The organism is Pantoea sp. SGAir0183, from assembly GCF_043545505.1.
In genome coordinates this window covers 90,752-104,413 of sequence record NZ_CP028053.1, presented here as the reverse complement: position 1 = coordinate 104,413, position 13,662 = coordinate 90,752, and the positions used below count along the sequence as shown (strand labels likewise).

The 13,662-nt window shown below is 52.1% G+C and carries 9 protein-coding genes, 1 tRNA gene and 2 rRNA genes; 3 read left to right on the top strand and 9 right to left on the bottom strand.

The features are described 5' to 3' along the window. Positions 1-15 precede the first annotated feature (15 nt). Positions 16-1,389, bottom strand: a complete 1,374-nt coding sequence (gene hemN, locus C1N59_RS00475) for an oxygen-independent coproporphyrinogen III oxidase (RefSeq protein ID WP_394550157.1) — start codon at positions 1,387-1,389, stop codon at positions 16-18. 235 nt (positions 1,390-1,624) lie between these two features. Then, positions 1,625-2,143: a Der GTPase-activating protein YihI gene (gene yihI, locus C1N59_RS00470; RefSeq protein WP_006121327.1), complete on the bottom strand. Its 519-nt coding sequence runs from the start codon at positions 2,141-2,143 to the stop codon at positions 1,625-1,627. Positions 2,144-2,694: 551 nt separating this feature from the next. On the opposite strand from yihI, the gene yihA reads away from it, so the two are divergent. Then, positions 2,695-3,330, top strand: coding sequence for a ribosome biogenesis GTP-binding protein YihA/YsxC (gene yihA / locus C1N59_RS00465; RefSeq protein WP_054632892.1), 636 nt, complete (start codon positions 2,695-2,697; stop codon positions 3,328-3,330). A gap of 366 nt (positions 3,331-3,696) precedes the next feature. Here yihA and polA read toward each other — a convergent pair whose 3' ends face one another. The 4 genes from polA to C1N59_RS00445 all read right to left on the bottom strand — a co-directional run bounded on the left by polA (position 3,697) and on the right by C1N59_RS00445 (position 8,823). Further along, positions 3,697-6,480: a DNA polymerase I gene (gene polA / locus C1N59_RS00460; RefSeq protein WP_006121323.1), complete on the bottom strand. Its 2,784-nt coding sequence runs from the start codon at positions 6,478-6,480 to the stop codon at positions 3,697-3,699. 380 nt (positions 6,481-6,860) lie between these two features. Further along, complete coding sequence (gene dsbA, locus C1N59_RS00455) at positions 6,861-7,490, bottom strand: thiol:disulfide interchange protein DsbA (RefSeq protein ID WP_006121321.1); 630 nt, start codon at positions 7,488-7,490, stop codon at positions 6,861-6,863. Between the two features lie 25 nt (positions 7,491-7,515). Further along, complete coding sequence (locus C1N59_RS00450; RefSeq protein ID WP_283788434.1) at positions 7,516-8,502, bottom strand: serine/threonine protein kinase; 987 nt, start codon at positions 8,500-8,502, stop codon at positions 7,516-7,518. 45 nt (positions 8,503-8,547) lie between these two features. Further along, entirely contained in the window at positions 8,548-8,823 is a 276-nt protein-coding gene (locus C1N59_RS00445) for a YihD family protein (RefSeq protein WP_006121318.1), read from the bottom strand. Between the two features lie 71 nt (positions 8,824-8,894). On the opposite strand from C1N59_RS00445, the gene mobA reads away from it, so the two are divergent. Beyond that, positions 8,895-9,485 (top strand): molybdenum cofactor guanylyltransferase MobA, encoded by a 591-nt coding sequence (gene mobA, locus C1N59_RS00440; RefSeq protein ID WP_033738021.1) that lies wholly within the window; start codon positions 8,895-8,897, stop codon positions 9,483-9,485. Continuing rightward, positions 9,467-9,976 carry a molybdopterin-guanine dinucleotide biosynthesis protein MobB gene (gene mobB / locus C1N59_RS00435; RefSeq protein ID WP_283788430.1) on the top strand — a complete coding sequence of 170 codons (510 nt, stop codon included), beginning with the start codon at positions 9,467-9,469 and terminating at the stop codon, positions 9,974-9,976. Before mobA ends, mobB begins: the two co-directional genes overlap by 19 nt. A 250-nt stretch (positions 9,977-10,226) precedes the next feature. Here mobB and rrf read toward each other — a convergent pair. The 3 genes from rrf to C1N59_RS00420 form a co-directional block, all read right to left on the bottom strand. Beyond that, positions 10,227-10,342 (bottom strand): 5S ribosomal RNA (gene rrf, locus C1N59_RS00430). Between the two features lie 104 nt (positions 10,343-10,446). Continuing rightward, positions 10,447-13,349, bottom strand: a 23S ribosomal RNA gene (locus C1N59_RS00425). A gap of 213 nt (positions 13,350-13,562) precedes the next feature. Beyond that, positions 13,563-13,637 (bottom strand) — tRNA-Glu (locus C1N59_RS00420). Positions 13,638-13,662: the final 25 nt, after the last annotated feature.

Below are 13,662 nucleotides of genomic sequence, written 5' to 3'. Positions count from 1 at the left end.
GTGCTGTTCCGGCGGTTAAATCACACGCGAATAGGGCTGTGGTTGCGTCTTTTGTCGCAGGTAAGCATCAAAACACATACAAATATGGCGAATCAGCAGTCGTCCTGTTCCTGTCACCTTCAGGCCTGTCGCGTTTTGCACCACCAGCCCATCCGCAATCAGCGGTTTTAACCGCGCCAGCTCTTCGGCAAAATAGCTGTCGAAGGTAATATTCCACTGCGTTTCTGTCGCGCTGAAATCGAGCGCAAAGTTGCAGATAAGCGTTTTGATCACATCGCGGCGCAGGCAATCGTCCTGACTGAGCGTGAATCCCCGCCACAAGGCATGGCCCTGTTTTTCAACCTGGCTGTACCAGTCATTGAGGCTTTTCTGGTTTTGCGCGTAGCGGTCGCCGATCATGCTAATGGCGGAGACGCCCAGACCGAGTAAATCGCAGTCGCCCTGGGTGGTATAACCCTGAAAATTGCGGTGCAGGTTCCCCTCGCGCTGTGCCACCGCCAGCTCGTCCTGCGGTTTAGCAAAGTGGTCCATACCGATGAACTGGTAGCCATGCCGGGTCAGCGTTGTAATGCTCTGCTGCAGGATGGCCAGCTTCTGTTGCGCCGAGGGCAGTTCATTTTCTTTAATTTTTCGCTGTGCGGCAAAGAGTGACGGAAGATGCGCATAGTTAAAAACGCTCAGTCGATCGGGATCCAGCGCGATAACCCGCTGCAGCGTAAAGGCAAAGCTTTCCGGCGTTTGCAGCGGCAGACCGTAAATCAGGTCGATGCTGGTTGAACGAAACCCCTGCTCACGTGCCCGTGCCATCAGGGCAAAAATCACGTCCTCATCCTGCACCCGGTTAACTCGTTCCTGCACCGCCTTGTTAAAGTCCTGTACGCCCATGCTCAGGCGATTAAAACCGCACGTCCGGAGATGATCGATCATCTCCAGTTCAATTTCACGCGGACCGACCTCGATCGACATCTCCGCGTCATCCTCGAAGGTGAAATGCTGTTTCAGCAGCGCCACCAGCCGGCTAACCTGCTGCTTATTCAAAAATGTCGGCGTGCCGCCGCCCCAGTGCAGTTGAGTGACGCGACGATCACGAAACAGTGGCGCGCGGGCGACAATCTCCTGTTCCAGCGCGTTCAGATAGCGGTCGGCTTTATGTAAGTGACGCGTGACAACCTTATTGCAGCCACAGAAATAGCACAGGCGATGACAGAACGGGATATGAACATAGAGCGACAGCGCGCGTTGCGGATAACGTTCAGTGGCACGTTGAAAATCAGCGTCTGTAAAGGTCTCGCTGAACGCTAGCGCGGTGGGATAAGAGGTATAGCGCGGACCCGCCGCATTGTATTTTTCAATTAATGCCTGGTTCCAGTCGATTTGTGTCGCTGACATGCTGACTCCTTCCGTTTACCTCGCTGTGGGAAAGGCCGCGATGCAGAAGGAAAGAGAGGAGTGCGGGAGGAAACCCGCCGTAAACGCTGCTTCAGACGCGACAGTCGTTGTAGTTTAAACAATAACCACAGGAGATAACATGTCATCAAAAGCACGAAAATTGATCCAGGCCAAAACATTGTCGTTTACCTGTTAAACCAGGCATGCGCATTTACGCATGCCGATCAAAGACGGCTTAATTCCCTTTAAGCAGGCGGTACATATCTTCTTCCGCCTCCGGATCGTCTTCCTCGTCCATCGCGATACCGAGCTGTTCCATCAGTTCATCAATGCGATCCAGCGTGACATCAAGCCAGCCCTGATCCTCAGATGAAAGCGTTTCGCCTTTCTCAAGGCGGTCCAGTAGCGCATCAAGACGCTCGCTGTTCTCTAACTGCGCCAGCTCTTCTTCCGGTGTCAGCACCACTTTCTGCTTCGCCGGTTTTGCCGTCACTTTTTTGGTTTTTGCGGGTGCAGCGTTGTCGGCAACGATTAACGACACCGGCTTTTTACTGCCGATACGAGGATCTTTTGCCGGGGCCGCTTGCTTACCGTTGCTGCTCTGCGCTTGCGGGTTAGCACGGCTGCCTGACGCATGGCCACGATGCTTTTTATCGCGTTTACGATCGCGCGCTTCGTTATTGATCTCTTCACGCGATTTACGTTTTGCTTTGGCGACAGGCTTGCCCTTCGCCGCGCTTGCAGGTTGCTTCATAATCTTGGGTTCCGGTGTTTTTTATTCAGTATAGAATTGCGGCGAAATCTAGCAGAAACCAGACAAAGAAAAAAGGCGACAGCTCAAGCTGTCGCCTTATTTCATACCTTCGGCAGAAGGAATCATGTTTCAAATCCGTTTCGGCTCACAACATCCCGGTTAATCCTGCGCCTGCTCAACTCCGGAGCTCATCCTTTTCCTTTTCTGGTCCGCAATCCCTGACCATTTCCTTTCCTGTCGCTCTTCGTTATCCCAACGTTCCTGAGCGCATCATCCTGATGAATGCTGTCCTGCACTGCTGAATAATGTAGACCAATTGGTAAAAGGCTCAAGTAATACTTGTATGGTGTTTGAGCGAAAAACCTGTACTTTAGTATAATGCACTGAATTTTAATCATTTATTTTTTTAATTTTTTAATTAAAAAGCGACATAACCTGCAAGATTTATGGCAAATGTCTTACAGGGAGCCCTGAACAATGGTATTGAGCACTTTCCCGCCATAATGCGTATAATCAGCGCCATTGCCCTTATGCGTTTCTGGAGTACTACCTTGTCTGAACTGAATTACCATGTCACCCGCTTCATCCTTAGCGCGCCTGATATCCGCCATTTACCTTCTGATACCGGCATTGAAGTGGCGTTCGCTGGCCGTTCTAATGCGGGGAAATCCAGCGCTTTAAACACGTTAACCAACCAAAAAAGCCTGGCGCGTACCAGTAAAACGCCCGGTCGTACGCAGTTGATTAACCTGTTTGAGGTGGCCGAAGGTAAGCGCCTCGTCGATCTACCCGGTTATGGCTATGCCGAAGTGCCGGAAGAGATGAAACTCAAGTGGCAGCGGGCACTGGGAGAATATCTGCAAAAACGCCAGGCATTAAAAGGCCTGGTAGTACTGATGGATATTCGTCACCCTCTTAAAGATTTGGATCAGCAAATGATTCAGTGGGCCGTTGACAGCGGTATTCCTGTTTTGCTGCTGCTGACGAAAGCCGACAAGCTCGCATCTGGCGCACGTAAGGCCCAGCTTAATATGGTGAAGGAAGCCTCGCTGGCTTTCATGGGAGATGTGCAGGTGGAGGTGTTCTCATCGCTGAAAAAGATTGGCGTTGATAAAGTGCGCCACAAGCTGAATAGCTGGTTTAGTGAACTGGAACCCGCAGTGAACGATCAGGACAGTGACGCGTAAGGCCGGGCAAAAAGCCCAATAAAAAACGCCCCAGTCACAGAATGACTGGGGCGGCTAAATTCAGCCAAATCCGATTACGTGAAGTAAAAGGTCTGAAAGATAGAACATCTTACCTCTGTACCCTACGCCTCGAACTTTACCTGATTTTTTGTGAGCAACAAAGGTTTTTTTGTTACTCCCATTCATTTTCCGCCACTTTTTTTACTATGCTCGTCACAAAAATGAAGATGACATGTAGTTAAATTATCAAAAAAATGGTGGAGGCAGAGTCAGTCATTCCTTCATGATGCTGAGAAAACCTGAATGGTTGAACGGGCCACGTTTCTCACCGGGCGCTAACGCATCACGTCAGCGCCGGTTGCTTACCTAGTGTGCCTGCTCCCAGTTATCCCCTACCCCAACTTCAACCAGTAAGGGCACATCCAGCGCCATACTGCCTTCCATTAGCGTACGAATCTGCTTACTGGCCGCTTCAACGGCCTCCTCTTTGATTTCGAACACCAGTTCATCGTGCACCTGCATAATCATCTTCACTGCGTCGCTTCGCTGTTCCTGTAACCAGTTATCAACCGCGATCATCGCGCGTTTAATGATATCGGCCGCCGTTCCTTGCATAGGGGCGTTGATTGCGGCGCGTTCTGCCGCTTTACGTCGTATCGCATTGCTGGACTTGATGTCAGGCAACCACAGGCGACGCCCGTCCAGCGTTTCGACATAACCGTTACTCGCGGCGAGCTGACGCGTATTTTCCATGTAGCGCAGGACGCCTGGATAGCGCTCGAAGTACAGATCCATATATTTCTTCGCCTCACCTGCACCGATATTCAGCTGGCGGGATAAGCCAAATGCACTCATACCGTAGATGAGACCAAAGTTGATGGCCTTCGCGCTGCGACGTTGTTCACCCGTCACCTTACTGAGCGGTACGCCAAACACTTCCGCTGCGGTAGCCCGGTGGATATCTTCTCCCTGCGAGAACGCGTCCAGCAGGCCTTTATCCTGCGACAGATGGGCCATGATACGCAGTTCAATCTGCGAGTAGTCCGCCGCGACGATGCGGTTGCCTTTGCCTGCTACAAAGGCCTGGCGAATGCGCCGTCCTTCGTCATTCCGCACCGGGATGTTTTGCAGATTAGGATCGGTAGATGATAAACGTCCGGTCGCGGTGACGGCCTGATGGTAAGACGTATGCACGCGGCCGGTTACAGGATTGATCATCAACGGCAGCTTATCGGTGTACGTGGACTTGAGTTTTGACAGCCCACGGTGCTCCAGAATGACTTTCGGTAATGGATAGTCCAGCGCCAGCTCTGCCAGCACTTCTTCGCTGGTCGACGGCGCACCACCCGGCGTTTTCTTGGTGGGCTTGATGCCCTGCTTTTCAAACAGGATGACCTGCAGCTGCTTCGTGGAAGAGAGATTAAACGGCTCGCCCGCCAGTTCATGCGCTTCACGTTCCAGTTCAGCCAGGCGCGCTGTCAGCTCTTTTGAGTGCTGCGCTAAGATGGCCTGATCGATCAACACACCATTACGCTCAATGCGCGAAATGACCCTGAGCAACGGCATCTCGATCTGTTCGAACACCTTTTTCGGGCCGGCTTCTTTTTCAAGCTCAGGCCACATCTTCAGGTGCAGCTGCAACGTGACGTCAGCATCTTCTGCTGCATAATGCGCAGCCTGCTCAAGGGCTATCTGATTAAACGTAAGCTGATTTTTACCCTTACCGGCGATCTCTTCGAAGGTGACCGTTTTATGATTCAACCAGCGTGCCGACAGGCTGTCCATATCATGTTTGCCCACCACACTGTTCAGGATGTACGACTCAAGCATGGTGTCATATTTAATGCCTGCTAACTCAATATCGTAGTTCTTAAGGACACCGCGATCGTACTTGAGGTTTTGCCCCACTTTGCTGACATCAGGATCTTCCAGCAGCGGTTTGAGCTGTGCGAGCACCGCATCGCGATCAAGCTGTTCGGGCGCATCAAGATAATCATGCGCGACAGGAAGATAAGCCGCTTCGCCTGGCGCGATGGCGAAACTGAGACCCACAATATTGGCTGTTAACGTGTCCAGCGCATCGGTTTCAAGGTCAAACGCGAAAACGTCGCTTTTTTTCAGCTTCTCAACCCAGTTGTCCAGCGTTTGCTGATCCAGGATGGTGACATAACCCTCGGCAGACAAGACGCTTGTGGCTTCCGCCTTTACAGGCTCATCGACAAGAACCTGTTGGGCCTGTCGGTTGCTTTTCTTACCCTGCAGCCATTTTCCCTCTTGCAGGTCGGTCAACCAGCGCCTGAACTCGTAACGGCTAAACAGCGCCTGCAAGGCCTGAATATCCGGTTCACCGACGGTGAGCGCCTCACAAGGCTGATCCAGTGCTACATCCGTTTTAATGGTCGCAAGTTGATAGGAGAGAAACGCCACCTCGCGGTTTTGTTCCAGCTTTGTGGCCATAGTTTTGGCACCACGGAATGAAAGATCGGCAACTTTATCGAGATTATCGTAGATCGACTGCATCCCTCCCAGTCCCTGTAGCAGGGCCTGAGCCGTTTTTTCACCCACGCCTGGTACGCCTGGAATGTTATCTGAGCTGTCGCCCATCATCGCCAGAAAATCGATGATCAAGGCGGGTGGCACACCATACTTTTGCTCAACTTCTTCCGGCCCAAGAATGGTGTTAGTCATCGTATTGATTAACGTTATCGCTGGCGTCACCAGCTGCGCCATATCTTTGTCGCCCGTACTGATAAGGACAGAGTAACCCTTTTTTTCCGCTTCTAACGCCAGCGTACCAATCACATCATCCGCTTCGACACCGCTGACGGCCAGCAGAGGCAATCCCATCGCACGCACCATTTCGTGTAACGGCTCAATCTGTGACCGCAGATCGTCGGGCATGGGCGGGCGATGAGATTTGTAATGTTCAAACAGCTCATCCCTGAAGGTTTTGCCTTTAGCATCAAACACCACAGCAACATGTGTAGGGCTGTATTGAACCAACAGGCTTTTAAGCATGTTCAGCACGCCATACATAGCACCGGTAGGCTCTCCTGCACTGTTCGTCAGCGGCGGGAAAGCGTGGTACGCGCGATAAAGATAGGATGAGCCATCAACCAAAATCAGGGGGTTTTCTGCTATTTGCGCCATATGTCTGTGTATTCTTCGTTGCCATGGATTGGTCTATAAGGATGCCACACCTTGGCGAAAAGGGTTAATCAAGACAAACGGGAAGTTGTTTTTTTGGTGCTGTAGCCTTTTGGATCGTAACGATCTTCCTGTGGATAACTTTGTGCGTAAAAATCATATCAATCATTTATTTATATCATAGCGATCCCGGCCAGCAATGATACTTGTTTAAAATTAGTAACTTAAAACAAAACCGTGATGTGATCGTGATTTTTGACGGCATGTCTGCTTGTGTGGATAGAAAAACTGTGCTTCTCCAGTCCAGCAGAGATAAGGTGAGTGATGGCAAAAGAAAACGCCAGCGAATGCTGGCGTTTTGCGGAAGATGATAGCAAAAACGCTTATTTCTTTTCGACCAGGAATTTAACAACGTTGGCATAATCCGCCACGAAGTTTTCCATTGAGCTCGTATCCAGTCCACCATTATTAACCATGTATTTGCCGTTAATAAAGATAGCGGGAACACCGCGCAGATCCACATCAGCGGCCGCTTTTTGCTGCTGGGCAACCAGCGCTTTTACTGCAAAGCTGTTCCAGGCCGAATCATATTGCTCAGAGGTAATGCCTGCGGCTTTGATGAAAACGTCTTTCAGACTGGCGGGATCGGTAATGGTCTGGGTTTTCTGAATACCGTCGAAAATAGGTGCCGTGACTTTATCTTCAACCCCCAGCGCCATGGCCACAGCCCATGCGTGCGTGACAACCGGCCCCAGCTCGCCGCCCAGGAAATCAACATGGTATTTAACCATTTTGGTATCCGCTGGCAGGTTCTTTTTCACCGCATCACTGACATGATAGATTTCTTCAAACTGGTAGCAGTGAGGACAGAAAAAAGAGAAAAACTCCATGACCTGCGGTTCACCGGCAACCGGCTTAGGCAGGCTGACATATTGTTTACCTTCAGAGAATTGTGCAGCAGATGCGCTGAAGGCCAGCACCAAACCCATCAGTGCAAAAAATATTTTCTTCATTGGGGAAAACTCTCCTGACTTGTCATTAAAATTGCGGGGTCAGCTGCAACGGGGGTTCCCGCAACACCTTTTCCTGCTCGATAAACTGCAAAATTTGCCTGCGCCAAAAATCCTCATCGGTCATCCAGGGAAACGCGCGCGGAAAGGCGGGGTCCTGCCAGCGGCGAACAACCCAGGCCAGATAATAAATCATGCGCATCGCACGTAAAGGTTCAATCAGTGACAATTCGTTAATATCGAAATCACTGAATTCACTATAGGCTTCCAGCAGAATATCCCACTGGATCCGCTGCTCCTGCTTATCGCCGCTGATCAACATCCACAGATCCTGAACGGCCGGGCCATTGCGGGCATCGTCGAGATCGACAAACAGGGGGCCGTCCCGCCACAGGATATTGCCTGGGTGGCAATCACCATGTAATCGTAACGGCTGCCAGTTGTCATGCCAGCATTGACGAAGTGCCATACCCAGCTTATCGACGGCCTCTGACAATGCACTGCGCAGCGACGCGGGCACAAGTTCAGTGTTTGCCAGCACATCCCGGGGCTGATCCAGATATTCATCAAGCCCCATTGAGGGGCGATGCCGGAACAGATTTTTTCGGCCAGTTTGATGCATGCGGCCCAGGAAGCGCCCAACCCATTCCATCTGATCGTCGTTATCGGTTTCATATTGTCGGCCCCCGAGGCTGGGGAAAACCGCAAAGTAAAAACCCGCATGCTGTTGCAACGTATTACCCTTAAGAACCAGGGGCGCAGCAATGGGCACTTCATCGCCGAGTAAATCGTGAGAGAACTGATGCTCCTCAGTAATCTGCTCAGCAGACCAACGCTGTGGTCGGTAAAACTTGGCCACATAGCGCTGCCTGTTATCATCGCTAAACTGATAAACGCGGTTTTCGTAGCTGTTCAGGGCCGTAAGACCGGAGTCTACCCGAATACCTGTTTCCCAAAGCGCATCAAGCAGGACATCTGGATTGAGCGTTTGAAAATTAAAGGCGGCATCACTCATGGTTATCCCTGTGCTTATCTTTACTGTGAACGGCTAAGGATAACACTACTCATCATTTTTAATGACTCCACGTGCACGCAGCAGCGCCGTTTTAAAATCAACTTCATAATCTTTTTTCAGTCCGGGAATCTGATCATGGCTGGCAGAATCACGCATTTTTAGATGATAAATCAATATGTCATCGCTTAATTCACTTAATGGGCCAACGAAACCGGACGCCTGAGCCAGTTTTTGTAAAAATGCCAGCAGGTTAAGATCAGGTTCTTTTTCCCAGGCTGGTTGCAGGAGTTCGAGCAGTTCACTCAGCCGATGCGTTTTCATGATGATTCCTTTATGCAGGTGGTCCGCTGCCGCAATGTGAGTATCGTCCAGATTTGAGTCAGGAGACGAAAATGACAGCAATTACCGGGGTAATCCTTGCAGGTGGACAAGGTCGCCGTATGGGAGGACAGGATAAAGGGTTAATAATGCTGCAAGGTAAACCACTTTATCAGCATGTTCTTCAGCGGTTAAAGCCGCAGGTAGACATTGTGTTAATAAGCGCCAACCGTAACATTGATCGTTATCAGATAAGTGGTTGTCAGGTCGTGGCTGACACCATGCAGGACTATCCCGGACCACTGGCAGGTATGCTGAGCGGTTTGCGAAACAGTCCTACTGAGTGGGTTGCGTTTTGCGCGTGCGATACACCTGATATTCCCGGCGATTTTGTTGCGCGTCTTTGGCAGCAGCGTAACAGCGCACCTGTTGTCTGGGTGCAGTCATCCGAACGTGATCATCCGACTCTGGCGCTGATGAATCGGGCGCTGATTGGCGATCTTGAAGCGGGCCTGTTACGTGGTGAACGCAGGCTTATGCAATTTATGCGTGAACAGGGTGGACATCCCGTACTGTTCAGTGATGCGGAATCAGCTTTCCGCAATATTAATACGCCTGACGATCTGGTTAATCGGGAGAAATCATCATGCCCGTCCCGTTATTAGCAATTGTCGCCTGGAGCGGAACCGGTAAAACCACGCTGCTTGAGCAGGTTATACCGCTGTTGAAAGCGCAGGGAATACGAGCAGGACTGATCAAACATACGCATCATCAGATGGATGTTGATACGCCAGGTAAGGACAGCTATCGGCTGCGAAAAGCCGGTGCCGATCAGGTTATTGTCGCCAGCGATCGGCGCTGGGCGATGATGTGTGAAACGCCAGAGCAGTCCGTTAGTCTAAGGATGTTAGCCTCACGAATGGATAGTACGCAACTGGATTTGGTGCTAGTGGAAGGCTTCAAAGATGAACCCGTGCCCAAAATGGTGCTTTGGCGATCGGGTGTTAAAGGGGAGTTGGTCGATCTGCTGGATGAGCATGTCGTGGCGGTTGTCACTGACGACCTTTCGCGGAAGCCGGATGTGCCCACTGTGGATATCAACCAGCCCGGAGAGGTTGCTGCGTTTATCATGACATGGCTGGAAAAGGCCAGTTAAGGGAACGAGATACAGGGCGCGTTATCTCTGACAGGTATCGGCTGAGACGTCGTTATGGGGTTGTACGAGGGCGGCGTCGGAAGATGAATGGTATGACGGTTCCGCATACATGCAGAGGCAAGGTAAACGGTCAGGGCAGCAACAGAGATCTGCCCTGAAGCCCGCAGAGGCCCGGCAGCCCCCGCCCTCCCCGGACGCCGGACGTAAAAAAGCCCCGTACTTCCGTACGGGGCTTCTTCACCTGATTGATGCCTGGCAGTTCCCTACTCTCGCATGGGGAGACCCCACACTACCATCGGCGCTACGGCGTTTCACTTCTGAGTTCGGCATGGGGTCAGGTGGGACCACCGCGCTACAGCCGCCAGGCAGATTCTGTCTGCCGCACCGCCCTCTCGGGCCGCACGGCGTTATCCGGTAAACAAGGCTGAAAATTCTTTCTGTCTCTCAACCCAAAACGCCTCTGGCGTTGTAAGGTTAAGCCTCACGGGTCATTAGTACCGGTAAGCTCAACGCATCGCTGCGCTTACACACCCGGCCTATCAACGTCGTCGTCTTCAACGTCCCTTCAGGAGGCCCGAAGCCTCAGGGAGAACTCATCTCGGGGCAAGTTTCGTGCTTAGATGCTTTCAGCACTTATCTTTTCCGCACTTAGCTACCGGGCAGTGCCACTGGCGTGACAACCCGGACACCAGCGGTGCGTTCACTCCGGTCCTCTCGTACTAGGAGCAACCCCCTCAATTCTCCAGCGCCCACGGCAGATAGGGACCGAACTGTCTCACGACGTTCTAAACCCAGCTCGCGTACCACTTTAAACGGCGAACAGCCGTACCCTTGGGACCTACTTCAGCCCCAGGATGTGATGAGCCGACATCGAGGTGCCAAACACCGCCGTCGATATGAACTCTTGGGCGGTATCAGCCTGTTATCCCCGGAGTACCTTTTATCCGTTGAGCGATGGCCCTTCCATTCAGAACCACCGGATCACTATGACCTGCTTTCGCACCTGCTCGAGCCGTCACTCTCGCAGTCAAGCTGGCTTATGCCATTGCACTAACCTCCTGATGTCCGACCAGGATTAGCCAACCTTCGTGCTCCTCCGTTACGCTTTGGGAGGAGACCGCCCCAGTCAAACTACCCACCAGACACTGTCCGCAGCCCGGATCACGGGCCCACGTTAGAACACCAAACATTAAAGGGTGGTATTTCAAGGACGGCTCCACGCAGACTGGCGTCCACGCTTCAAAGCCTCCCACCTATCCTACACATCAAGGCTCAGTGTTCAGTGTCAAGCTGTAGTAAAGGTTCACGGGGTCTTTCCGTCTTGCCGCGGGTACACTGCATCTTCACAGCGATTTCAATTTCACTGAGTCTCGGGTGGAGACAGCCTGGCCATCATTACGCCATTCGTGCAGGTCGGAACTTACCCGACAAGGAATTTCGCTACCTTAGGACCGTTATAGTTACGGCCGCCGTTTACCGGGGCTTCGATCAAGAGCTTCTCCTTGCGGATAACCCCATCAATTAACCTTCCGGCACCGGGCAGGCGTCACACCGTATACGTCCACTTTCGTGTTTGCACAGTGCTGTGTTTTTAATAAACAGTTGCAGCCAGCTGGTATCTTCGACTGGCCTCGGCTCCGGGAGCAAGTCCCTTCACCTACGCGCCAGCGTGCCTTCTCCCGAAGTTACGGCACCATTTTGCCTAGTTCCTTCACCCGAGTTCTCTCAAGCGCCTGGGTATTCTCTACCTGACCACCTGTGTCGGTTTGGGGTACGATTTCGTGTTACCTGATGCTTAGAGGCTTTTCCTGGAAGCAGGGCATTTATCACTTCAGCACCGTGGTGCCTCGTCGTCACGCCTCAGTGTAAAGTGCACCGGATTTGCCTGGCGCACACACCTACACGCTTAAACCGGGACAACCGTCGCCCGGCCGATATAGCCTTCTCCGTCCCCCTTCGCAGTAACACCAAGTACAGGAATATTAACCTGTTTCCCATCGACTACGCCTTTCGGCCTCGCCTTAGGGGTCGACTCACCCTGCTCCGATTAACGTTGAACAGGAACCCTTGGTCTTCCGGCGACAAGGTTTTTCACCTTGTTTATCGTTACTTATGTCAGCATTCGCACTTCTGATACCTCCAGCATGCCTCACAGCACACCTTCGACGGCTTACAGAACGCTCCCCTACCCAGCAACACATAGTGTCGCTGCCGCAGCTTCGGTGCATGGTTTAGCCCCGTTACATCTTCCGCGCAGGCCGACTCGACCAGTGAGCTATTACGCTTTCTTTAAATGATGGCTGCTTCTAAGCCAACATCCTGGCTGTCTGTGCCTTCCCACATCGTTTCCCACTTAACCATGACTTTGGGACCTTAGCTGGCGGTCTGGGTTGTTTCCCTCTTCACGACGGACGTTAGCACCCGCCGTGTGTCTCCCGTGATAACATTCTCCGGTATTCGCAGTTTGCATCGGGTTGGTAAGCCGGGATGGCCCCCTAGCCGAAACAGTGCTCTACCCCCGGAGATGAGTTCACGAGGCGCTACCTAAATAGCTTTCGGGGAGAACCAGCTATCTCCCGGTTTGATTGGCCTTTCACCCCCAGCCACAGGTCATCCGCTAATTTTTCAACATTAGTCGGTTCGGTCCTCCAGTTAGTGTTACCCAACCTTCAACCTGCCCATGGCTAGATCACCGGGTTTCGGGTCTATACCCTGCAACTTAACGCCCAGTTAAGACTCGGTTTCCCTGCGGCTCCCCTATACGGTTAACCTTGCTACAGAATATAAGTCGCTGACCCATTATACAAAAGGTACGCAGTCACACCACGAAGGTGCTCCCACTGCTTGTACGTACACGGTTTCAGGTTCTGTTTCACTCCCCTCGCCGGGGTTCTTTTCGCCTTTCCCTCACGGTACTGGTTCACTATCGGTCAGTCAGGAGTATTTAGCCTTGGAGGATGGTCCCCCCATATTCAGACAGGATACCACGTGTCCCGCCTTACTCATCGAACTCACAGCCTGTGCACCTTTGTGTACGGGAGTATCACCCTGTACCCTGCGACTTTCCAGACGCTTCCACTGATGCACAAGCTGATGCAGGTTCTGGGCTCCTCCCCGTTCGCTCGCCGCTACTGGGGGAATCTCGGTTGATTTCTTTTCCTCGGGGTACTTAGATGTTTCAGTTCCCCCGGTTCGCCTCATGCCGCTATGGATTCACTGCATGATAGTGTGACGAGTCACACTGGGTTTCCCCATTCGGGTATCGCCGGTTGTAGCGGTTCATATCACCTTACCGGCGCTTATCGCAGATTAGCACGCCCTTCATCGCCTCTGACTGCCAGGGCATCCACCGTGTACGCTTGGTCGCTTAACCTCACAACCCACAGGCGTTTTGCGCTTGCGTGTTATGAGCTTTTGAGAGACCCGAACGCATCGTGCTGTGTTCCTTATTACGGAGGAACACGACGTGCGTCGTTTCAAATTTTCAGCTTGTTCCGGATTGTTAAAGAGCAAATATCTCAAACGTGACCCTGAGGCCAGTTTTGAGATACTTTGTGGAGACACCTTTCACCTGTCACCAAGCAAGTGGCGTCCCCTAGGGGATTCGAACCCCTGTTGCCGCCGTGAAAGGGCGGAGTCCTAACCGCTAGACGAAGGGGACACGTACGTGTGTCTCGGCTTCGCAG